The sequence below is a fragment of the Streptomyces sp. ADI95-16 genome (genome assembly GCF_003721495.1).
GTDB lineage: Bacteria > Actinomycetota > Actinomycetes > Streptomycetales > Streptomycetaceae > Streptomyces > Streptomyces goshikiensis.
This window is the reverse complement of sequence record NZ_CP033581.1, coordinates 4,602,441-4,622,982: the sequence shown is the minus strand read 5'-3', so window position 1 is coordinate 4,622,982 and position 20,542 is coordinate 4,602,441. Positions and strand designations below refer to the sequence as shown.

Annotated in this window: 23 protein-coding genes; 10 read left to right on the top strand and 13 right to left on the bottom strand. The window is 71.3% G+C overall.

Annotation, left to right across the window (positions count from 1 at the left end; genetic code table 11):
* Window positions 1-36: 36 nt before the first annotated feature.
* The 7 genes from EES41_RS20505 to EES41_RS20475 form a co-directional block, all read right to left on the bottom strand.
* Window positions 37-1,059, bottom strand: a complete 1,023-nt coding sequence (locus EES41_RS20505; RefSeq protein WP_123079805.1) for a hypothetical protein — start codon at window positions 1,057-1,059, stop codon at window positions 37-39.
* The gene (locus EES41_RS20500) at window positions 1,056-3,350 is read right to left on the bottom strand and encodes a hypothetical protein (RefSeq protein WP_254211520.1); all 2,295 of its coding nucleotides are present in this window, start codon (window positions 3,348-3,350) and stop codon (window positions 1,056-1,058) included. The genes EES41_RS20505 and EES41_RS20500 overlap by 4 nt, the downstream gene beginning before the upstream one ends.
* Window positions 3,347-3,748, bottom strand: coding sequence for a DUF6507 family protein (locus EES41_RS41510; protein ID WP_164495894.1), 402 nt, complete (start codon window positions 3,746-3,748; stop codon window positions 3,347-3,349). Before EES41_RS41510 ends, EES41_RS20500 begins: the two co-directional genes overlap by 4 nt.
* 31 nt (window positions 3,749-3,779) lie before the next feature.
* Window positions 3,780-4,091 carry a pore-forming ESAT-6 family protein gene (locus tag EES41_RS20490; RefSeq protein WP_073774298.1) on the bottom strand — a complete coding sequence of 104 codons (312 nt, stop codon included), beginning with the start codon at window positions 4,089-4,091 and terminating at the stop codon, window positions 3,780-3,782.
* Between the two features lie 20 nt (window positions 4,092-4,111).
* Entirely contained in the window at window positions 4,112-4,444 is a 333-nt protein-coding gene (locus EES41_RS20485; RefSeq protein ID WP_073774370.1) for a hypothetical protein, read from the bottom strand.
* A 232-nt stretch (window positions 4,445-4,676) separates the two neighbouring features.
* The gene (locus EES41_RS20480) at window positions 4,677-5,999 is read right to left on the bottom strand and encodes a PH domain-containing protein (RefSeq protein WP_254211775.1); all 1,323 of its coding nucleotides are present in this window, start codon (window positions 5,997-5,999) and stop codon (window positions 4,677-4,679) included.
* 92 nt (window positions 6,000-6,091) lie between these two features.
* Window positions 6,092-6,583 (bottom strand): PH domain-containing protein, encoded by a 492-nt coding sequence (locus EES41_RS20475; RefSeq protein WP_123079804.1) that lies wholly within the window; start codon window positions 6,581-6,583, stop codon window positions 6,092-6,094.
* A 31-nt stretch (window positions 6,584-6,614) separates the two neighbouring features.
* Between EES41_RS20475 and EES41_RS20470 the strand changes: the two genes are divergently transcribed.
* The 3 genes from EES41_RS20470 (at window position 6,615) to EES41_RS20460 (ending at window position 8,453) form a co-directional block, all read left to right on the top strand.
* Window positions 6,615-7,757, top strand: a complete 1,143-nt coding sequence (locus EES41_RS20470; RefSeq protein WP_123079803.1) for an NADH-quinone oxidoreductase subunit D — start codon at window positions 6,615-6,617, stop codon at window positions 7,755-7,757.
* Between the two features lie 66 nt (window positions 7,758-7,823).
* Window positions 7,824-8,033 carry a hypothetical protein gene (locus tag EES41_RS20465; RefSeq protein WP_008742501.1) on the top strand — a complete coding sequence of 70 codons (210 nt, stop codon included), beginning with the start codon at window positions 7,824-7,826 and terminating at the stop codon, window positions 8,031-8,033.
* 99 nt (window positions 8,034-8,132) lie between these two features.
* Window positions 8,133-8,453 (top strand): hypothetical protein, encoded by a 321-nt coding sequence (locus EES41_RS20460; protein ID WP_123079802.1) that lies wholly within the window; start codon window positions 8,133-8,135, stop codon window positions 8,451-8,453.
* 7 nt (window positions 8,454-8,460) lie between these two features.
* Here the strand turns inward: EES41_RS20460 and EES41_RS20455 are convergent, their stop codons facing one another.
* The 4 genes from EES41_RS20455 to EES41_RS20440 all read right to left on the bottom strand — a co-directional run bounded on the left by EES41_RS20455 (window position 8,461) and on the right by EES41_RS20440 (window position 12,019).
* Window positions 8,461-9,426 carry a hypothetical protein gene (locus EES41_RS20455; RefSeq protein WP_123079801.1) on the bottom strand — a complete coding sequence of 322 codons (966 nt, stop codon included), beginning with the start codon at window positions 9,424-9,426 and terminating at the stop codon, window positions 8,461-8,463.
* Between the two features lie 98 nt (window positions 9,427-9,524).
* Window positions 9,525-10,514 carry an ABC transporter substrate-binding protein gene (locus EES41_RS20450; RefSeq protein ID WP_123082591.1) on the bottom strand — a complete coding sequence of 330 codons (990 nt, stop codon included), beginning with the start codon at window positions 10,512-10,514 and terminating at the stop codon, window positions 9,525-9,527.
* A 49-nt stretch (window positions 10,515-10,563) separates the two neighbouring features.
* A complete protein-coding gene (locus EES41_RS20445; RefSeq protein ID WP_123079800.1) occupies window positions 10,564-11,238 on the bottom strand; it encodes an ABC transporter permease in 675 nt (224 codons plus the stop codon).
* A gap of 4 nt (window positions 11,239-11,242) precedes the next feature.
* Window positions 11,243-12,019, bottom strand: a complete 777-nt coding sequence (locus tag EES41_RS20440; RefSeq protein WP_123079799.1) for an ABC transporter permease — start codon at window positions 12,017-12,019, stop codon at window positions 11,243-11,245.
* Window positions 12,020-12,162: 143 nt separating this feature from the next.
* Between EES41_RS20440 and EES41_RS20435 the strand changes: the two genes are divergently transcribed.
* The gene (locus EES41_RS20435) at window positions 12,163-13,125 is read left to right on the top strand and encodes an ABC transporter ATP-binding protein (protein ID WP_008742507.1); all 963 of its coding nucleotides are present in this window, start codon (window positions 12,163-12,165) and stop codon (window positions 13,123-13,125) included.
* Window positions 13,126-13,150: 25 nt separating this feature from the next.
* Here EES41_RS20435 and EES41_RS20430 read toward each other — a convergent pair whose 3' ends face one another.
* Window positions 13,151-14,260 carry an esterase family protein gene (locus EES41_RS20430; RefSeq protein WP_123079798.1) on the bottom strand — a complete coding sequence of 370 codons (1,110 nt, stop codon included), beginning with the start codon at window positions 14,258-14,260 and terminating at the stop codon, window positions 13,151-13,153.
* 152 nt (window positions 14,261-14,412) lie between these two features.
* Between EES41_RS20430 and EES41_RS20425 the strand changes: the two genes are divergently transcribed.
* From EES41_RS20425 to EES41_RS20400, 6 genes are all read left to right on the top strand, one after another.
* Complete coding sequence (locus EES41_RS20425; protein ID WP_123079797.1) at window positions 14,413-16,263, top strand: phosphatidylglycerol lysyltransferase domain-containing protein; 1,851 nt, start codon at window positions 14,413-14,415, stop codon at window positions 16,261-16,263.
* A 229-nt stretch (window positions 16,264-16,492) separates the two neighbouring features.
* Window positions 16,493-17,365, top strand: coding sequence for a dihydropteroate synthase (gene folP, locus EES41_RS20420; protein WP_123079796.1), 873 nt, complete (start codon window positions 16,493-16,495; stop codon window positions 17,363-17,365).
* A 61-nt stretch (window positions 17,366-17,426) separates the two neighbouring features.
* The gene (locus EES41_RS20415) at window positions 17,427-17,870 is read left to right on the top strand and encodes a nuclear transport factor 2 family protein (protein WP_123079795.1); all 444 of its coding nucleotides are present in this window, start codon (window positions 17,427-17,429) and stop codon (window positions 17,868-17,870) included.
* Window positions 17,871-17,999: 129 nt separating this feature from the next.
* On the top strand, window positions 18,000-18,359 hold the full coding sequence (folB, locus tag EES41_RS20410) for a dihydroneopterin aldolase (protein WP_037794153.1): 360 nt from the start codon (window positions 18,000-18,002) through the stop codon (window positions 18,357-18,359).
* Window positions 18,356-18,964 (top strand): 2-amino-4-hydroxy-6-hydroxymethyldihydropteridine diphosphokinase, encoded by a 609-nt coding sequence (folK, locus tag EES41_RS20405; protein WP_174261708.1) that lies wholly within the window; start codon window positions 18,356-18,358, stop codon window positions 18,962-18,964. Before folB ends, folK begins: the two co-directional genes overlap by 4 nt.
* A gap of 53 nt (window positions 18,965-19,017) precedes the next feature.
* On the top strand, window positions 19,018-19,506 hold the full coding sequence (locus tag EES41_RS20400; protein WP_123079794.1) for a DUF3180 domain-containing protein: 489 nt from the start codon (window positions 19,018-19,020) through the stop codon (window positions 19,504-19,506).
* Window positions 19,507-19,537: 31 nt separating this feature from the next.
* Here the strand turns inward: EES41_RS20400 and EES41_RS20395 are convergent, their stop codons facing one another.
* A complete protein-coding gene (locus tag EES41_RS20395) occupies window positions 19,538-20,536 on the bottom strand; it encodes a hypothetical protein (protein ID WP_123079793.1) in 999 nt (332 codons plus the stop codon).
* Window positions 20,537-20,542: the final 6 nt, after the last annotated feature.

The window sequence follows — 20,542 nt, the reverse complement described above, 5'->3', positions numbered from 1 at the left end:
TTCGGAGCGCGCACCGGAAGCGAGAGGAGAATTTCCCTATTCCAGCGCCAGCTCTGCCAGGTTCCGGAAATCTTCCGCTTCGACCGTCCCGTTCACATCGGCCCGCCCGGCCACGGGATCACCGGGATTCCCACCGAGCTCGACGAGCGCGGCGGTGGGAGACAGGCCCCGGTCGTACGCCTCCTGTAGCCGGTCGAGCCAGACCAGGCCGGCTCGGTAACCGTCGAGGTCGGCCGCGTCACGCGGCTCGAAACTCGCTGCGCCCTCGACGTCCGACGCCCACAGGTATCCCAGTACCTCCGCGGATCCCACCACCGGGACGTACCGCACGGGTCCGGAGGCCCGCCGCCCGTACCCGGCCGTGAACCTCGGGGTCTGGCTGAAGATGCGGTTCCGGTAGGGAATCTCGAAGCTTCCCCACACATCGGACGCGGAGCCGTCGTCCTTGTAGTGGTTCTCGACACCCGATTCCGTCGGAAAGCCGAACCAGGTGGCGTCCTCGGGATCGATCTCCACGTCGAGCGCCTCGGCGATCTCCGCGAGAGCCGTGGCCAAGCGGGGCCGGTTCGCCGCGAACACGGCCTCCTGCGCACGTCCCCGCAGATCGAACGGCATCCAGGCATCGCAGAACGTCGTCAGCCCCACGTGGAAATACTCCTCGGACACCATCGTGGTGAGCGCGAAGAGCCCCTCCACCGCCTCGGCGCCACCGGTCCCCGTCTCCACGACGCCATCGCAGACGGCGTACAGATCCACGCCGTCCACCTCGCCGGGCGCGAGACCGTCCTCGATCCGTGCCACCAGCGCCTCGGCGAACGGTGACCCCTCCACGGCGTCTACATCCGGCGCGCCGACGGGGAATTCAGCACGGAGCAGGGCGCCCCGGCCGCCCTCCTCGGAGACCACCACGGCGACGCGCCCGCCCTGCGGCGTCGCCAGCCGGTGCCGGTCGAGAACCCTGAGAGCTCGAAGGAAGCGGCAGACCGCCTCCCGGACCAGGTCAGTCTCCCGGCCGGGCTCCCCCCACGACCACCGCGCGACGGGTGTAGTGGCAATCAAGGTCGTCCTCCTGGCATGAAGCTGGCGCCAGGCGGGTACATGAGCGTCCCGTCCTCGACGCGAATTACAACGATCACTTCTTTTTTGGTGTAGAGCCTGGCGAGTTTCTCCTCGATACCGGACGCCAGCATGTCCGCGACGCTGCCCTTGGTGTCCACGACGAAGACCTTGACGTCGGCACCACATTCCTCCAGCTGATCGATGTTGTTCCACATCTTGTCGACGGCCTTCTTCGGGTTTGCTACCTCCTTGAACTGATATCCGTAAATCTTTCCGTCGGCGTCACGGGCCATCACGTCCATGTCGGTACCCGCGCCGGTGGTCACTCCCGGCTTGATCTCGACGCCGCCCTTGATCTCAAATCTGATGTCCCTGACACCGCTCTCGTAGAGCTGGTCGGCCAGCCGGAGCTGTTCGATCCCGCCCGCCATCGCGTTCTTCTGGCTGAAGCTGCCCACGACCTGCTCGAAGTTCTGCATACCCTTGAACTTGCCCGAGGCGATCAGATCAGCCACTTCCTGACCCACGGGGTTGTCGGCCAGATTGTTCAGTGCCTCCTCCAGGTCCGGCGGCTTCGGCTTGCCGGGGTGCAGGGCGTTCCGGATGCGCTGCTCAGTCTCGCCCCCTCGTTCGAAGGGCCGAGGCTCTGGACGGGGCAACGAGTCGTCCGCGTGGCCACCCGTCGGCGGCCGGCCGCCACTGCCGTCCGAACCCCCGTGATCACCACCGCCCGGCACGTGGTCGCCCCCCATGGAGGGGCCGTGGGCGCCGCCCGTCGGGCCGTCGCCGTGGGCGCCGGCCGGCGGGGTGTGGTCGCCCGAGGCGTGGCCGCCCGTCGGGGTGGTGTCCGTGCCGCCGTGGCCGGTGCTGCCGCCGCCCGGATCCGTGTGGCTGTTGTGCGGCGTGTGGGCGCCGACGCCGGCCGGGACCTGCTCGTGCTTCGGAACCTCGGCCAGGGGGTGGTCCGAGCCCTTCGGGACCGTCGTGAGGTCCTGCTTCGGGGCGCCCGTGTGGTCCAGGAGCTGGTTGCTGGTCTTGTCGTAGTACTGGGGGCGGCCCAGCGCGTCGTCGAGGAGGCGGACCGTGTCCTGCGGATGCGGGAACCTGACGCCCGGGACGTCGGCCTTCGGGAGGTCCTTCCAGACCACGTCGTCGATCTTCGGGAAGGCTCCGTCGACCTTGTTGAAGTGCGTGAAGAGTTCGCCGACCTTGAACTTGCCGTACGAGCCGGCCTTGCTGATGTACGTGATCGGGTCGATCAGACGGCCCGCCTTGCCGGTCGCCGAGAGGACCTTGGCGACCGTGCCCGCCTTGGTCGCCGAGCCGGCACCACCCGTGGCCACCGTGGTGACCACGTTGAAGGTCACCGCGCCCGCCGCGCGCGCCGGGTTCTTGCCCCACTCGTCCCAGGCGACCAGGGCCTTGCCGGTCTCCTTCATCGCCTTGCGGGAGTCACGCAGCCACGGCGACAGGTCCTTCTCGTCCGCCAGCCAGAACGGGTAGAGAAGCGGTGACGTCGAGATCGCGACACCGGTCGCCAGCTTCGCCAGGCCGACCCAGGCCTTGCCCGCCGCGTCCAGGCCCTGGAAGCCCACGAACGTGCCCAGACCCTTGACGGTGCCCACGATGCCGTCCATGACGATGCCGTCCCAGACGTACGACTTCGCCCAGTAGTCGAGCTCCCACGCCCGGTGGGTCTCCTCGAACTGGGTCCCCCAGGGCAGGGTCTTGGAATGGTTCAGGTCATCGACCTTGAAGCCGTACATGTTCGGGCCGTGCGAGCCGTCGTCATAGCCGAGCGGCGGGGCGCAGTACAGGGCGCGGATCTTGTTCGCGCAGGTCCTCTCGGCTGCCTGGAACGCGGTGACGGCGGCGTTGACGTCATGGATCAGATCGCGGTTCTCGTCGATCTTCTCCGTGTCGTCCTTCCAGTGCTCGTCCCCGCTGATCTTGTTGCTGAAGGTGGCCGCCTTCGTCTGGAGGTCCTTCAGACGCGCCACGATCGGCCGGGCCTCGGTCACGTACTCACCGAGGGCCTTCGCCGCCGAGTCCAGCTGGTCCGCGAAGAAGTCGCTGCCCGTGCGGACCGGGTTGGTCGTCGCGAACAGCTGGGCCGCCTCCGGCGCCGAATAGAACGCGGACAGCCCCTGGAACTCGGAGTCCACGTTGGCACCCGCGTCACGGAAGGTGCCCGCGGCCGAGGTCAACGATGCCCGGTCCTTCTCCAGCGCCTCCAGGTCACCCGTGAACTGCGGGATCGTGCACGGGTTGATCGGCTGCTCGTCACTCACTTCTGCCCCGCCCCCAAATCGACCTGCGGCGCCTGCAGGGCGTTGTGCTGCGCGGTCGCGGCCTGCTCCAGGTTGCCGTCCACGTACGCCGTCGTCGCGTCCATCGCGCCCTTGACCGAGGCGCCCGTCCGGGCCCCGATGAACGCCAGCCGCTGATCGTGGGAGGCCATGAGCCCCGCCAGCGCGCCACCGATGGGTCCCGTCCCGGCACCCTCGCCGCCGCCCTCACCGCCGCCACCGCCACCGTCGCCGCCGCCCATGGAGATGGTGCCCGCGTGCTGCGCCGCGTCGGGCAGCGCCGTCTTCAGCACGTTGCCCGCCTTCTCGAAACCCTCCGCCGCGGTCCTCGTCTTGATCAGGACGCCCCGTACCCCGGACGGCTTGATGTCCCAGCCCATGGGCTACCCCCGTTTCCCCTCCCGGTCGGCGTCAGCCGATCCCGTCCACCGCCGCCTTGGCCTTGGCCAGCGTCGCCTGCGCGGTCCCGTCGTTCTGGTGCAGCGTCGAACGCACCAGGCGGATGATGTCCCGCACTTCGTTCGCCGCGCGGTGCCAGCGCAGCTCCTTGCCGTGGTATTCGTCCGAAACGCCGTCGGCGGTGAAGTTGTTCATCGCCGCCTTCACGGCCGCCTCGCGGTCGTTGAGCACCAGCTCCAGCTGGCCGATGATCCCGTCGAGGCCGCCCTGCACCTCCACCGAGGCGCCGATGTCGTACGACGTACGGTCCTGGCTCTGTCCCATGTCCCGATTCCCCCGGGGTCTCAGCGCGCGCCGAAGCGAGCGGCGTCGAAGTTGGCGGAGCCCATGTTCTGGTGGGCGTTGTCGTGCTGCTCGTGGTTACCGGCGGTGAAGGCGGTGTCCATGCCCGACTGCCCCCCGAGGATCGCCTGGAGCGAGGCGTTCAGCTCCGCCGTGATCCCGTCCGAACGCCGCTTGAACGAGTCGAAGGCGACCTTGCCGGGCCCGTTGAACTTGCCCTCCAGCGGGTCCGCGGCCGCGATCAGCAGCTTGATCAGCGTGCCGAGGTCGTTACTGGAACCATCCGTGGCCTTGCCCAGCTCCGACAGCGTCGTGCTGCCCATGTCGAACTTCATCCACCCACCCCTGACGTCGTGTTCCACTACCGGAGGAGAACTCACGTGCCACTCCTGTAAGCCCCTGTCTACCCAAGAGACGTTGCGAACACAAACATGGTTTCGCGTGATCGGGACTTCTGTTCGAGATATTCACCACCGCCCAACCGGCCCGTCGTGACGGTGAGTCGGGCTGCTTGGCCGGAACGTTTCGCCCGGACGGCGTGGTCGGTTGGGGCGGGGTGGGGTGGCGTCAGGTCATCCAGCGGTCCGGGCGGGAGGTGGCGCGGGAGGTGCGGGAGCGGGTGGACTGGGTGTGGAGGAGGGTGGTGGCTTCGGGGGTCGGGCGCAGGCGGGCCGTGACCGTGCCGTTCGCGCCCGTGTCGACGGATACGTCGGCCACGCCGCGGGCGCGCTGCCAGGGGCCCTGGGTCAGCCGGACGCTTTGCACCTTGGCGTGCGGAACGATCTCCGTGCGCCGGCACAGCCGGCCGTGCCGGGCCGCGAACACCTCGTCCGAGACGGCCAGGGCGTAGCCCTTCCACCACACCGGGACCACCCAGCGCGATCCGGCCCGGGGCGAGGGGCTGAACTCCAGCGCCGCCAGGTCCGCGCCCGGCAGTACCCGGGTGATCACGACCTGGGCGGCGGCCCGCGAGGCAACCGGGACCAGGACCTCGTTCTTCGAGCCCGCCACCGCGAGTTCCACCCGGACCAGGCCCCGGCGGCGCCACAGCAGCGGCTCCACCAGCTTCACGCTCTGGACCCGGCCCGGCGGGACCGTCTCGTGCGCCCGGTCCAGCAGTCCGTGGTCCAGCCGCAGCCCGTCGGGGGACTCCGCGACGGTCCAGTCGTACTCGGCGAGGAACCGCCCGGCCGTGCCCGCCCAGACCCCGCCCAGGATGGGGAGGAGCGTGACGGCGGCCGCCCAGGGGTTCGCGCTGACCCACCACGCCACGACCGGCGCGACGAGGCCGCCGGCCAGCGCCGCCCACACCGAGAGGGTGAGCAGCAGAGAGAGCGCCAGGTCCCGGGGGCCGACGCGGAGCAGCTCGCGCTCCGGGGCCTCGCCGACCGCGACGGCCTCGGCCGGGGCGAAGCCGGCCGCCCGGGCGAGCAGCTCGGCGCGCAGCGCCACCGCGTCCCGCTCGTCGAGGAAGGCCAGCTCGTCCTTGTCCTCGGTGCCGATCACGTCGAGCCGCAGTTTCGCGACCCCGGCCAGCCGGGCCAGCAGCGGGCGGGTCACGTCCACCGCCTGGATCCGGTCGAGCCGGATGTGCGCGGTGCGGCGGAACAGCAGCCCGGTGCGGATCCGCAGCTCGGAGTCGGTGACCGCGTAGTGGGTGAACCACCAGCTCAGGAACCCGTACGCGCCGAACACCACGACCAGGGCGGCCATGGCCAGCGCTTGTAGGGGGTGCGACAGCCCGCTCGCCCACTCGGCGACCCTGTCGCCCTGCTGGGCGACGACGCCGACGGTCGCGGCGATCGGCACCCACGCCCGGCGCAGCGGGGTCAGGACGTGCAGCCGCCGCTCCCCCGCGAGAGCCGCCGACGGGACCGGCGGGGCCGGGATGGCCGGGGTGGCCGGCGGGGCCGGCGGGGCCGGGATGGCCGGGGTGGCCGGCGGGGCCGGCGGGGCCGGCGGGGCCGGCGGCTCCTCGACGCTCACAGTCCGGCCGACCTTGCCTCGCCGAGCTCCGTCAGCCGGTCCCGCAGCCGCTCCGCCTCGGCCGGCACCAGCCCCGGGATCTTCGCGTCGGTGGCGGCGGCCGCCGTGTGCAGCTGTACGGAAGCCAGCCCGAAGCGCCGCTCCAGCGGGCCGGACGTCACCTCGACCAGCTGCATCCGCCCGTACGGGACGACGGTCTGCTCCTGCCACAGCACACCCCGGCTGATCAGCAGGTCGTCGGCGCGCTCGGCGTACTTCCAGGAGCGCCAGTTGCGGCCGAGCAGCACCCAGCCCCAGGCCAGGACCGCGAGCCAGAGCGCCCCGAACGCCGCCCAGCCCGCTCCGGCCGTCAGCCCGAGGACGAGCGCCGTCCCGAGGGCGAGCAGCGTCGTCCAGATGACCAGCAGCAGCCGCCGCAGCGTGAGCAGCCCGCCGGGCAGACCCACCCACTGGGCGCGGCCCGTCTCACCGTTCGTGCCCGTTTCCATGCCCCCAGCCTAGGGCTGAGACAATGCGCGCATGACGGAGACCACGGTCGGCATCGGCGGTGCGGCGGAGAGCACCGACATGGTGCTCAACATCGGACCCCAGCACCCTTCCACGCACGGCGTGCTGCGCCTGCGGCTCGTCCTGGACGGCGAGCGGATCGTCAGCGCCGAGCCGGTGGTCGGCTACATGCACCGGGGCGCCGAGAAGCTCTTCGAGGCCCGTGACTACCGCCAGATCGTGATGCTCGCGAACCGCCACGACTGGCTGTCCGCGTTCTCCAACGAGCTGGGCGTGGTCATGGCCGTCGAGCGGATGCTGGGGATGGAGGTCCCCGAGCGCGCGGTGTGGATGCGTACGCTCCTGGCCGAGCTGAACCGGGTGCTGAACCACCTGATGTTCCTCGGCTCGTACCCCCTCGAACTGGGCGGGATCACCCCGATCTTCCACGCGTTCCGTGAGCGCGAGGAGCTCCAGGCCGTCATGGAGGAGATCTCCGGCGGCCGGATGCACTACATGTTCAACCGGGTCGGCGGCCTCAAGGAGGACCTCCCGGCGGGCTGGCTCGGCCGGGCGCGCGCCGCCGTCGCCGACGTCCGCACCCGGATGGACGTGTACGACAAGCTGGTCCACGGGAACGAGATCTTCCGGGGCCGTACCCGCGGGGTGGGCGTGCTGTCCGCCGAGGCGGTGCACGCGTACGGGGTCTCCGGGCCGATCGCCCGTGCCTCCGGCGTCGACTTCGACCTGCGCCGCGACGAGCCGTACCTGGCCTACGGGGAGCTCCAGGACGTCCTGAAGGTCGTCACCCGCACCGAGGGCGACTGCCTGGCCCGCTTCGAATGCCTGCTGGACCAGACGCACAACGCGCTGGACCTGGCCGTGGCCTGCCTGGACCGGATGGCGGACCTGCCGCCTGGGCCGGTCAACCAGCGCCTGCCGAAGGTGCTGAAGGCGCCCGAGGGGGCCACGTACGCGTGGACCGAGAACCCCCTCGGCATCAACGGCTACTACCTCGTCTCCAAGGGCGAGAAGACCCCGTACCGGCTGAAGCTGCGCTCGGCCTCCTTCAACAACATCCAGGCGCTGGCGGTGCTGTTGCCCGGGCAGCTGGTCGCGGACATGGTGGCGATCCTGGGCTCGCTGTTCTTCGTCGTCGGCGACATCGACAAGTAGCGCCCGCCCGGCGGTGCCTCGGCCTCGGCCGCTGTCGCTGTCGGTGCGACAGGGCAGACTGGGGGCATGTCCCACTCCCCCCGACGGGCCTGTCCCTCCTGCGGCCGCGACTGCGCCGTGACCGCCGGCCGGATCGCCCGCCACGACCCGCCGGGCGGCCGAGGCGAACTGGTCTCCTGCCCCGGCTCCCGGGCGCGCGTGGTCCTCGGCGCGAGCGCGCCGACCCTGGACGGCTTCGTCCTGCCCGCCCTGCCGGGCCAGCTGCCGCTGTTCTGAGGCCCGGCCTTGCCGGGGCCGCGCGGTGAGTACGAGGGCGGGCGCGGCTGAGTAGCCGCGCGGATGCCCGGACGGCCGGGGGCGGGCGAGGATCGCCGCATGTCCTGGAACCACTGCACCCCACAGCCCCGCGCACCCCGGTCGGGGACCCTCATCTGCGCGGTGGTCTCCGCCGTGCTGCTCCTGCCCGCCCTGATCCTCGCGAAGATCGCGGTCCTGAGCACGGAGACGGGCTCGCGGTGCCTGGTGTACGGCGGCTGCACGCCGTTCCCGGCGGTCGCTTTCTGGGCGCTGCTCGGCGTCGCGCTGGTGGCCATGGTGGTGGCGCTGGCCGCCCCGGAGGTCGCGGCCAAGCCCGCGCTCGCCGTTCAGATACTGCTGGAGACCATGGCGGCGGGCCTGGTCCTCGCGTACCCCTGAGCCCCGGCTACGAGATCGCGGTGCGGAGCCGGACCACGTCGATCGGCTCGGTCTCGTCGTGGGCCGTGAGGTCGATGACCTGGCCCACCGCGCGCTGCTCCGGCGTCGCCGGCTTGAACTCCGGCTCGGCCGGACCGCCCTGGGCGGACTCGGCCTTGTGGACCGCGAGCACCTCGGCGCCCACCACGTCGGCCAGGTCCTCGTTCTGCACGGCCTCGATCACGGCGCGGGCCTGCTCCGCGTTCTTGGTGCCGAAGAAGTCGAAGCCGCCCTCGACGCGCGAGGCCGTCCGGCGCGGGGGCGAGTACGGGGCCATCGTCGCGGCCGGGCGGCGGGCCGGCACGGCGGCGGCCGCCGGGCGGGAGTGCGTCACCTCCGCCTTGCGGACCAGCGCCGCCATGGCCACGTTGGCCCGGGCGTAGCCGACGGCGGTCGGCGCGCCGGCCGAGGTGCGCTCCTCGGTGACCGGCGCGAGTTCCCTCGGCCCGGACCCGGAACCGGACCCGGACGGGGCCGCAGCGGCCTCGATGGCCAGCAGCCGGCGCCGTTCCAGGGCGCTCGCCCGCTCGGTCTCGGCGGTCGCGTACCGGCGCAGCAGCGCGGCGTGCTCCCCGCGCAGAGCGGCGAGCTCGACCCGCTTGGCGCGCAGCTTGGTGTCGAGCCTGGCGCGCAGCACCCGGGCCTCTTCGAGGTCGGACTCCAGCTCGGCCACGCGCTCTTCGGTCTTCCACTCGTCCTTGACGCGCTCGCGGGCCAGCTCCGCCACCCGGCGGCCGGCCGCGCGGTCCCAGGACCGCATGACGAAGGCGCCGGCCACGCCCGCGGCCGCCGTGAGGGCCACGAGGATGCGCAACGGAAGGGGTTCCGCCAGCAGCCAGGCCGCGGCGGCACCGGCGACGGAGACACCGGCGACGGTCGTCGGCGTGAGCAGCCGGTGCAGGGGTTCGGGATTGCGGTGGCGTCCACGGGGCATGGCCTGAAATTTACAGGGCGTGGGCGGGCTGTGGGGTAGCCGCCCGGCAATCTCTTGCCGGGCAGTTACCCGTCATTTCCGCACCAACCGCGCCACCGCTACTTCTTGACGAGTCCCTTGGACGCCAGATAGGCCTTCGCGACGTCCGCGGGCTTCGCGCGCTCCGCGTCGACCTTGCGGTTGAGGTCGGCGAGATCGGCCGTCGTGAGCACCTTGGTCAGCTTGTCCAGGGCGGCCGCGACCTCGGGGGCGCCCGCGTCCTTGGCGTTGACCACCGGCAGGACGTTGTCGGCGTTCTGGAGCGACTTGTCGTCCTCCAGCAGGACCAGGCCGAAGCTGTCGAGGGTGGCGTCCGTGGTCGTGGTCAGCACCAGCTGGTCCGCGCCGTCCTTGACCGCCTGCTTCGACTGGGGGGTGCCGACGCCCTTGGGGTCGATGCCGGAGACGTCGATCCCGTACGCCTTCTTCAACCCGGGGGCGCAGAAGGGCCGTACGGCGCACTCGTCGCCCGCCGCGATCTTCACCTTCAGGCCGGACTTGCCGAGGTCGGACAGGGTCTTCAGGTTGTTCTTCGCCGCGAAGTCCTTGCTCACCGCGAAGGCGTTCTGGTCGACGGCCGCGCCCACGGGCAGGGCCTTCAGGCCGAGCGGGGCGGCGAGCTTCTCCAGCGCCAGGGCCGTCGCCGCCGGGTCGCTGGAGGCGACCGGCTTCTCCTCGGGGGCCTTCGGGCCGTTCACCTTGGCGTTGAGGAATTCCGCGAGGGTGGCCGCGTACTCCGGGACGACGTCGATCTCGCCCTTCTCCAGCGAGGGTTCGTACAGCTCCCGGTTGCTGACGGTGGTGATCGAGGTGCCGTACCCGGCGTCCCCGAGCAGCTGCGCGTAGAGCTCCGCCAGCACGTTGGACTCGGTGAAGCCGGCCGCGCCGATCACCAGCTTGCCCTTGGCGCCGCCGGAGGCCCCGGCGGACGAGGAGGACGAGCCGCCGTCCTTGGACTTCTCCAGACTGTCGCCGCCGCACGCGGTCAGCGAAGCCGTCAGGGCCACCGCACCCAGTGCCGCGCCGAGGACACGCGTGGACTTGCTCATGGTCACTCCAAAATCAAGGGACGGAAAAGGGACGGAAAGGGAAGAAAGCTCAGCGGTCCGCCGGCGCCGGGCGCCGCGGCAGCAGCCGGTCCGCCGCCACCAGCGCGCCCTCCACCAGCAGCGCCAGCAGCGCCACCAGCAGCGCGCCCGCGAAGACCTGCGCCGTGTTGTACGTGTTGAACCCGGCGGTGATGATCCGGCCGAGGCCGCCCTGGCCGACCATCGCCGCGATCGTGGCCGTGGCGATGACCTGGACGGCCGCCGAGCGCACGCCCGTCATCACCAGGGCGCGCGCGAGCGGCAGCTCCACCCGCAGGAACAGCTGGCCGCCCGACATGCCCATGCCCCGGGCGGCCTCGACCACCGAGCGGTCCACCTCCCGCATGCCCACGTACGCGTTGGTCAGCAGGGGCGGCAGGGCGAACAGGACCAGCGCGACGATCGTCGCCGCGTTGCCCCAGCCGCGCAGCGGGGAGACCATGAACAGCGCCAGCACCGCGAAGACGGGGATCGCCCGGCCCACGTTGGAGATGTTCACCGCGAGGGCGCCGCCCTTGCCGAGGTGCCCGAGCCACAGACCGATCGGCAGCGCGAGCGCGCAGGCGACCGCCAGGGCCACGCCGCTCACGTAGACGTGCTCGGCGAGCCGGTGCCAGACGCCGTTCTCCCCGGCCCAGTTGGCTCCGTCGGCCAGCCAGTCCCAGGCCCCGCTCAGTACGTCCATGCCCTCAAGCCCCCTCGCCGGACGCGCCGGATGCGACCGACACGCCGGCCCGCGCCGGGTCCGCGGCTCGATCCGCCGCCCGGTCCGCCGCCCGGCCCGCGCGCCGCGGCGCGCGGGTCGCCCGCGTCCACGGGGTGAGCAGCCGCTCCACGCCGAGCAGCAGCAGGTCCGCGGCCAGGGCGAGCAGCACGCACAGCACCGAGGCGGTGAGCACCTGGGCCTTGAAGGAACTGCTCACGGCCGGGGCGATCAGGTTCCCCAGGCCGCCCTTGCCGACGATGGAGCCGATGGTGGTCAGCGCGATCGTGGAGACGGTGGCGATCCGGATCCCGGCGAGCACCGAGGGCAGCGCCAGCGGCATTTCCACCTGCCACAGCAGCCGCCGGGGCCCGTACCCCAGGCCGCGCGCGGCCTCCCGTACGTCCTCGGGGACCGCCTCCAGGCCGGCCAGCACGTTGCGGACCAGGATGGTCAGCGAGTACAGCACCAGGCCGGTCACCACCAGCGACGCCGACAGGCCGAACAGCGGCAGCAGCAGCGAGAACATGGCGAGCGAGGGGATCGTGTAGAGCAGGGTGGTCAGGCCCAGCACGGGGGCCGCCCAGCGGCGGCCGCGGCGGGCCAGCAGCGCGAGCGGGACCGCCACGATCAGGCCGATCAGCACCGATATGCCCGTGATCCAGACATGTTCGACGGTGGCGTCGGTGAGTTCCTGAGAGCGGGAGGTGACGTACTCCCAGCAGATCCAGTCGTTCGCCACCAGGCAGCTTTGCCCCGCCATGCCCCTCACCCCCTGTCACCGAACATACGTCTGCACGAAAAACTCGCGATCGAACCCGACCCTAACCCCCGGCACCCACATTGGCCTGAATCCTTCGCAGGGGGGCAACACTGCCTTTACAAAACTGGTGAAAGAGTGGGGCTGTGATCCGATTCGAGCACGTGACCAAGCGCTACCCCGATGGGACGACCGCCGTCGAGGACCTGGACTTCGAGGTCGCCGAGGGTGAGCTGGTCACGCTCGTGGGCCCGTCCGGCTGCGGCAAGACGACCACGATGAAGATGGTCAACCGGCTGATCGAGCCGACCTCCGGGCGGATCCTGCTCGGCGGCGAGGACATCGCCGCCGCCGATCCGGTCGAGCTGCGCCGCCGCATCGGGTACGTCATCCAGCAGGTCGGGCTGTTCCCCCACAAGACGGTGCTGGAGAACACGGCGACCGTCCCGCAGCTGATCGGCACCCCCAAGGCCAAGGCCCGCGCGCGGGCGGCCGAGCTGCTCGAACTCGTCGGCCTGGACCCGGCCGTCTACGGGGGCCGGTACCCGGAGCAGCTGTCCGGCGGGCAGCGCCAGCGCGTCGGCGTGGCCCGCGCGCTCGCCGCGGACCCGCCGGTGCTGCTGATGGACGAGCCGTTCGGGGCGGTGGACCCGGTGGTCCGCGAACGCCTCCAGAACGAGTTCCTCACCCTCCAGAAGACGGTGCGCAAGACGATCCTGCTCGTCACGCACGACCTGGAGGAGGCCATCCGGCTCGGCGACCGCATCGCCGTCTACGGGAACGGCACCATCGAGCAGTTCGCCCGCCCGGCGGCGGTGCTGGCCGCGCCGGCCACCGAGTACGTCGCGGGGTTCGTCGGCGCGGACCGGGGGCTCAAGCACCTCGCGGTCACCGCGGTGGCACCGGCCGATGTGGAGGCGGCGGACGGAAAGGCCCCCACCGCCGAAGTGGCGCTGGGGGCGAGTCTGCGCGAGGCGCTCGCGCTGCTGCTGCGGGAGGACTCCGGCCGGATCGGGGTCAAGGATCCGGACACCGGCGCGCTGGTCGGCGTACTCACCCCGGAGGGGGTGCACCGGGCGCTGCGCCGGGCCCAGCTGCAGGAGGCGTAGGTACGGCGGGGACGGGCGCCGGCGGTCAGGCCTGGATGCGGCCGCTCATCCACACCAGCATCGGGGCGATCTCACGGCGCCAGGTGTTGAAGTTGTGGCCGCCGCTGTCGAGGATGATCGAGGAGACCCGGTCCGGGCCCTGCACCTTCTTGATGAACTTCTTGGTGTCGCCCAGGTTCGGCTCGCCCTTCTGGCTGCTGGTGACGAGGAACGACGTACCGCTCGGCTTCTTGTTCGCGACGCTGTGCAGGACGTCGGCACGCTTCTTCAGCTTCTCGTCCCCGTGGAACAGATTTCCGGTGGTCGGGTCGTCCGGGGCCTCGTAGTACGCGGACAGGCCGGCGGCGGCGCCGAAGGTCTGCGGGTAGTGCGTGGCGATCTTCAGGGCGCAGTAACCGCCGGTGGAGTTGCCGATGAAGCCCATGTTCTGCGGCTTGTCACCGACCCGGAAGGTGCTCTGGATGGCCTTCGGCAGGTCCTGCCCGAAGAACGTCTCGGTCTGCGGGCCATCGGGTATGTCCACGCACTCGGTGTCGCGCGGCGGCGCGACGGTCGGCCGCAGCATCACCAGGATCATCGGCTTCATCTTGCCCGCCTTGGCCTGCTTGAAGGCCGTCATCGGGTAGTTCAGCCCTTTGATCAGGTTCTCGGCGGTGCCCGGGTAGCCCGTCAGGACGATGGCCGCGGGGAAGTTCTTGTCCTTGTGCTGGGGCTGGAAGTACTCCGGCGGCAGCCACACGTAGCCGGGGCTCGTTATCTTCGACTTCTGCCCGGTTATGGCAATCTTCAGGATCTGTCCGCCGACCTGCGGCTTGCCGCCACCGGGCACGTCCAGCTTCTGCTTGTCGACGACCTTGATGTCCTCGCTGCTCATCGAGTGGTCGACGACCTTGCCCATCGACGTCTCCTGACCGAACAGGTCGGCCCAGGATCCATAGAAGAGGAACGACTTGTTAGCCGCGAGACCGACGGCCGAGAAGAGCGCCAGCTGGGTCACCAGCAGGAGGCCGATCCGGCCGACGAGGGCACGCCAGGTGCGGCCGGAAAGCTTTGGCCAGAACCAGACCGTGGCCGCGAACAGCAGCACACCGGCGACGATGGCCAGCGCCAGAACCGTATTACTGGTGAGACCCATGAGCAGTCAGTCGTCTTTCTGATGGCAGGACGAGTTTTTCTCGGCGGAAGAGTGAACCCGCTCCCCTCCGATGTCGTCCTAAGGGACGCACCACACTCCGGAGGCTGTCGCGGCCTTCGGCCACATGATCTCTCGCGGAGCAACGGGAAGCGATGTCTAGCAGGATAGATGGCGATAAGTCCGGACAGGTTCCGAGTCGGACCGGGCGAATCTTGCGCGGACCACGACCGGAGACGGTGCCCGGCCTGGTGGGGATGGCCGTTACGGTCGTCGGTCTCCTGGACATCGCGGCAGGGGTGTTCCCGCGATTCAGGCACAGCAGGATCCACGCGGTCACCGAGGTGCTGCCCGGATCCCTCGGCCCCTTCGCGGCGGCCCTCGCGCTGAGCGCGGGCGTCCTGCTGCTGCTGCTCGCGCACGGCCTCAAGCGCCGCAAGAGGCGTGCCTGGCGCGCGGCCGTGGTGCTGCTGCCCGCCGGCGCCGTGGCGCAGTTCACGTACCGGCACTCGGTCATCGGCGTGGTCATCGCGGCGGTGCTGCTCGCGCTGCTCCTGCGCCACCAGGGTGAATTCAAGGCGCTGCCGGACCCGCGCAGCCGCTGGAAGGCCCTCGCGAACTTCGTACTGATGAGCGCCGGGTCCATCGGCCTCGGCCTGGTGATCGTCAACTCCCACCCGGGCAAGGTCGTCGGCAACCCCGGCATCTACGAGCAGATCAGCCACGTCGTCTACGGGCTGTTCGGCTTCGAGGGACCCGTCGACTACGCCGGCCGGGTCTCCTGGATCGTCGGCTACTCGCTCGGCGCCCTCGGCATGCTGACCGCGCTCACCACGATCTACCTGGCGTTCCGCCCCGAGCACCCGGCCGCGCGGCTCACCGCCGAGGACGAGGTCAAGCTGCGCGAGCTGCTGGCCCGGCACGGCGGCCGCGACTCCCTCGGCCACTTCGCGCTCCGCCGCGACAAGGCCGTCGTCTTCTCCCCCAGCGGCAAGGCGGCCGTCACCTACCGCGTCGTCTCCGGCGTGATGCTCGCCTCCGGCGACCCGATCGGCGACGTCGAGGCCTGGCCCGGCGCCATCGAGCGGTTCATGGAGGAGGCCAAGGCCCACTCCTGGACCCCGGCCGTCATGGGCTGCAGCGAGACCGGCGGCGAGGTCTGGACCCGCGAGACGGGACTGGACGCCCTGGAGCTGGGTGACGAGGCGATTGTCGATGTCAAAGACTTCTCCCTCTCGGGCCGCGCCATGCGCAATGTCCGCCAAATGGTGAAGCGCATCGAGCGCAACGGCTACACCACCAAGGTCCGCCGGGTCAGCGAGCTGACCGACACCGAGCTGGAGCAGGTGCGCGGCGCCGCCGCGGCGTGGCGCGGCACCGACACCGAGCGCGGGTTCTCCATGGCGCTCGGCCGGGTCGGCGACCCGGGCGACGGCGACTGCTTCATCGCCACCGCGCACCGGGTGGAGGAGGGCGACACCTCGCCGTTCGGCGACCTCAAGGCCGTCCTGCACTTCGTCCCGTGGGGCAAGGACGGCATGTCGCTGGAGCTGATGCGCCGCGACCGCGCCGCCGACCCCGGCATGAACGAACTGCTGATCGTCGCCTCGCTGGAGGCGTCGCCGTCCCTGGGCATCGAGAAGGTCTCGCTGAACTTCGCGATGTTCCGCTCGGCCCTCGCCCGCGGCGAGAAGATCGGCGCCGGCCCGGTGCTGCGGATGTGGCGCAGCCTGCTGGTGTTCCTCTCGCGCTGGTTCCAGATCGAATCGCTGTACAAGTTCAACGCGAAGTTCAAGCCCCGCTGGGAGCCCCGCTTCGTGGTCTTCCGCACCACCCGTGACCTGCCCCGCATCGGCTTCGCCGCCATGCAGGCCGAGGGCTTCGTGACGCTTGCGCTGCCGCGCCTGTTCGCGAGCCGCCGCCGCCCCAAGCCGGTCCGCACCTGCGCCCACACGCACGTGAGCGCCGTCCCGTCCCAGGCGGACCGCGAGGTCGCCGCCGCCTGACCCGCCGGGGCGCGGGGGCGTGGAGGAGGCCGGGGCTCGCACGAGCCCCGGCCTCCTCCACGTCCGGCGGCCGGACGCGGGGCTACGGCCGGACGCCGGGCTACGGCCGGGCCCGCGCGGCCGGGCCCCACCCGCGTCGCGCCGGGCCCCGCCCGCGTCGCGCCTGGCCAGGGCGCCGGGCCGGTGCTCGCGTACCGGCCGGGCCGGGCACCGGCTCTACCCTGGGACCATGAACACGCACCGCGCGGCCGCCGACAGGGGCCGGGTCACAGGTCTGCCGGAGTGGGACCGCTGCGGGGTCATGGGGGTCGTCAACGTCACCCCCGACTCCTTCTCCGACGGCGGCCGCTGGTTCGACACCACGGCGGCCGTCAAGCGCGGTCTCGACCTCGTCGCCGAGGGCGCCGACCTCATCGACGTCGGCGGCGAGTCCACCCGCCCCGGCGCCCCCCGCGTCGACGAGGAGGAAGAGCTGCGCCGGGTCGTCCCCGTCGTGCGCGGCCTCGCCTCCGAGGGCGTCGTCGTCTCCGTCGACACCATGCGCGCCTCCGTCGCCGCGCAGGCCGTCGCCGCCGGCGCGGCCCTGGTCAACGACGTCAGCGGCGGTCTCGCCGACCCCGGCATGATCCCGGCCGTCGCGGCCGCCGAGGTGCCCTTCGTGGTCATGCACTGGCGCGGTTTCAGCGACAACATGAACAGCCTCGCCGTCTACGACGACGTCCTCGCCGAGGTCACCGCCGAACTCCGCGCCCGCGTCGACGCCGTCATATCCGGCGGCATCGCCCCCGAGCGGCTCCTCGTCGACCCCGGCCTCGGCTTCGCCAAGAACGCCGAGCACGACCTGGCCCTCGTCGCCCACCTCGCCGAGCTGCGCGCGCTCGGCTTCCCGCTGCTGGTCGCCGCCTCGCGGAAGCGTTTCCTCGGCCGCGTCCTGGCCGGCGCCGCCGACGCCGCCCCGCCGCCCGCCCGCGAGCGGGACGCCGCCACGGCCGCCGTCTCCGCCCTCGCCGCGTACCAGGGCGCCTGGGCCGTACGGGTCCACGAGGTACGGGCGACCGCCGACGCGGTTCGGGTGGCCCGCGCCGTGGAAGGGGCTCTGTGATCCGGACACGCGTCCGGGCCGGGACCCGCAGCAGCATCCGTACAGGCAGGAAAGGGGCACGGTGAGCCGTACCGACATCGAAGCGGTCGAAGAGGCCAATACGGCCTTCTACGAGGCCATGGAGCGGGGGGACTTCGAAGCGCTGTCGGCGCTCTGGCTCGAAGACGAGATCTCCTGCGTGCACCCGGGCTGGCCGGTGCTCTCGGGCCGCGGCGAGGTGCTGCGCTCCTACGCGCTGATCATGTCCCACACGGAGTACATCCAGTTCTTCCTCACCGACACGAAGGTGGCCGTCATAGGCGACACCGCCCTCGTCACGTGTACGGAGAACATCCTCAGCGGGGGACCCGCCGAGGACGGCGGGGAACTCGGCCCGCTGGTCGGCCAGCTGGTCGTCGCGACAAATGTGTTCCGTCGCACACCGCAGGGCTGGCTGCTCTGGTCCCACCACGGTTCCCCGGTGCTTACGGACTCCGAAGAAGAGGACGAAGAGGACACGGACTGACCCCTCGCGCGGGAGGCGAGGTATATCGCGGGTAAATTCGAAGGTGGACGACGCCGACCGCACTCGGCGTAGGCCTATGGCCCCGGGAGTCCCGGGACCGGAAGAACCTACGAAACAGGAGTGATTCGCGTGGATCGTGTCGCGCTGCGCGGCCTCAAGGCTCGCGGGCACCACGGCGTCTTCCCCAGGGAACGCGAGGAAGGCCAGACCTTCATAGTCGACCTGGTGCTGCACCTCGACACCCGCCCCGCGGCGGCCGGGGACGACCTGGCCAAGACCGTGCACTACGGGGTCGTGGCCGAAGAAGTCGTCGACGTGGTCCAAGGCGAGCCCGTCGACCTCATCGAGACCCTTGCCGAGCGGATCGCCCAGCAGTGCCTCAAGCACGACGCCGTGGCACAGGTGGAGGTCGTCGTCCACAAGCCGGACGCGCCCATCACCGTTCCCTTCGACGACGTGACCATCACGATCACCCGGAGCCGCGCGTGAATCACGGACTGAACGCCCAGAGCGACCCCACCGTCCAGCCGGTACCGGCGTCCGTCGTCGAGACGGTCGACGCGGCGGACGTCACCCTGTCCAACCCGAGGTGGGCCGTCATCGCGCTCGGCTCCAACCTCGGCAACCGGCTGGAGACCCTCCAGGGCGCCATCGACGCCCTCGGTGACACGCCCGGCCTGCGGGTCAAGGCCGTCTCCCCGGTCTACGAGACCGAGCCCTGGGGCATCGAGCCCGGTTCGCAGCCCTCGTACCTCAACGCGGTCATCGCGCTGAAGACGACCCTGCCGCCGTCCTCGCTGCTGGAGCGCGGGCACGCGATCGAGGAGGCCTTCGACCGCGTCCGCGAGGAGCGCTGGGGCCCACGCACCATCGACGTCGACATCGTCTCGTACGCCGAGGTGGTCTCCGACGACCCCACCCTCACCCTGCCGCACCCCAGGGCCCACCAGCGGGCCTTCGTCCTGGCCCCGTGGCACGACATCGACGCCGAGGCGCAGATCCCCGGCCACGGCCCGGTCGCCGAGCTGCTGGCCGACGTCGGCCTGACGGGCGTGACCGCGCGCCCCGACCTGGAACTCCACCTCCCCGAGTAGTCGTTAGCCTGTTCACTGCTGACGAATCGGCTCAGAAAGCGGGGAACGGGCACGTGAAGCAACTGAGGCCGGCGGTCCTGGCGGGCATCTTCGTGGTCGCCGGGGTCCTGTCCTGGGCCGGCGCCCGCCTGTGGAACGCCTACGGCACGCTGCCGGGCGTCCCACTGGCCGCGCCGATCGTCCTGGCCGTCATCGCGGTGGTGCTGCTCGCCACGGCGCTGTCCCTGCGCGGCCGCCTCAAGGCGCAGCGCGAGCGGCGCCCGGGCGCCAAGGGCGTCGAGCCGCTGATGGCGGCCCGCGCGGTGGTCTTCGGCCAGGCCAGCGCGCTGGTCGCGGCCCTGGTGGCGGGCATGTACGGCGGCGTGGGCGTGTTCCTGTTCACCGACGCCCTCGACGTCCCGGCCCGCCGCGACCAGACCTGGTACGCCGGCGCCTCGGTCCTGGCGGGCGCCGCGGTCATCGCCGCCGCCCTCTTCCTGGAACACGTCCTGAAGCTCCCCGAGGACGACGACACCACCACCGAGTCCCCGTCCCACGCCTGACCGGCCCCCACCGGGGGCCGGCAGCGCCCGCCTACCCAGCGGCCCGCACCACGTGGCCGCTCACCAGGAAACTCGGATGGGGCTCCAGCCGGTAGCGGTGGAGAGTGAACGGCTTGGCACCGGTGGCGGTCCGTGGCCGCACCTCGCGCACGGTCGTCGCCTGCGACTCGATGAGGTGGACCGGGTGCGTCTCCGGCACGAAGGTGCCGCGCCGCTCCCACCGGTCGGAGACGACCAGGTGCGAGACCTTTCCGCTCGTCACCGGTGTGAACCGGGCGCCGATCACGACGGCGAGCTCCGCGAGGAACGGAACGTTCGCGCTGGCGATGGCCCGCGCCTGCCACCGCTTGATCCTGTACCCGTCGCCATCCGCGTAGCCGTCCAGGAAGCCGTTGAAGCTGTCGAGGTCTCGCAGCACGACCCGGGGAAATCCCTGACGCATGTGGTGTGCGTCCCCGCCGACGTACTGACGCATCACATCGGCGAGATAGGACGAGACCACGCGCACCCGGAAACCCGGAAGGTCCCGCTGGAGGAAGCCTGACGGCCGGGTGACCGGCTCCAAGCGGGCGGCGAGGCCGGTGGACGCCGTGAGGCTCGCCGCGTACCGGCCGGCGAAGCCCTCGTCGTTCACGACCAGCGATACGTAGTTCGGCCCGACCGTGCCGTCGGCACAGGTGGCTCCCACCCAGTAGCCGAAGTCATGGCCGGGTCTGATGGCAAGGCGCGTACGGCAGAGTTTGCGGGCCGGGGTCCAGGTCAGTTCGCTGCCCGCGGCCTCGGCCGCACGTACCCACCCGCTGGATGTGCCCAGCAGTTGGTCCGGCGCCGCGAGGAAGGGCTGCCGATCGGACACCACCGCCACGATCTCGCGCGCCTTGACGGTCGTCACCTCCGTGACGACCGTCAAGGCGGTCCGCCCCTCGTGCAGGGTCCAGAGCCAGTCGCCCGCGCCGACCGTCCGCGCCTGAGCGCGGCCCGCGGCCCCGTTCACGATCTGCTTGCTCGGTAGCCCGATCAACCCGGTCACCCCCTT

Coding starts and splice junctions, on each gene's coding strand:
- EES41_RS20445 (WP_123079800.1), bottom strand. CDS start 11,238: ATGGACGTACTGAGCGGGGCCTGGGACTGGCTGGCCGACGGAGCCAAC.
- EES41_RS20465 (WP_008742501.1), top strand. CDS start 7,824: ATGTCCCACTCCCCCCGACGGGCCTGTCCCTCCTGCGGCCGCGACTGC.
- EES41_RS20485 (WP_073774370.1), bottom strand. CDS start 4,444: ATGAAGTTCGACATGGGCAGCACGACGCTGTCGGAGCTGGGCAAGGCC.
- EES41_RS20455 (WP_123079801.1), bottom strand. CDS start 9,426: ATGCCCCGTGGACGCCACCGCAATCCCGAACCCCTGCACCGGCTGCTC.
- EES41_RS20425 (WP_123079797.1), top strand. CDS start 14,413: ATGTCTAGCAGGATAGATGGCGATAAGTCCGGACAGGTTCCGAGTCGG.
- EES41_RS20460 (WP_123079802.1), top strand. CDS start 8,133: ATGTCCTGGAACCACTGCACCCCACAGCCCCGCGCACCCCGGTCGGGG.
- folP (WP_123079796.1), top strand. CDS start 16,493: ATGAACACGCACCGCGCGGCCGCCGACAGGGGCCGGGTCACAGGTCTG.
- EES41_RS20450 (WP_123082591.1), bottom strand. CDS start 10,514: ATGAGCAAGTCCACGCGTGTCCTCGGCGCGGCACTGGGTGCGGTGGCC.
- EES41_RS20440 (WP_123079799.1), bottom strand. CDS start 12,019: ATGGCGGGGCAAAGCTGCCTGGTGGCGAACGACTGGATCTGCTGGGAG.
- EES41_RS20490 (WP_073774298.1), bottom strand. CDS start 4,091: ATGGGACAGAGCCAGGACCGTACGTCGTACGACATCGGCGCCTCGGTG.
- EES41_RS20475 (WP_123079804.1), bottom strand. CDS start 6,583: ATGGAAACGGGCACGAACGGTGAGACGGGCCGCGCCCAGTGGGTGGGT.
- EES41_RS20470 (WP_123079803.1), top strand. CDS start 6,615: ATGACGGAGACCACGGTCGGCATCGGCGGTGCGGCGGAGAGCACCGAC.
- EES41_RS20430 (WP_123079798.1), bottom strand. CDS start 14,260: ATGGGTCTCACCAGTAATACGGTTCTGGCGCTGGCCATCGTCGCCGGT.
- EES41_RS41510 (WP_164495894.1), bottom strand. CDS start 3,748: ATGGGCTGGGACATCAAGCCGTCCGGGGTACGGGGCGTCCTGATCAAG.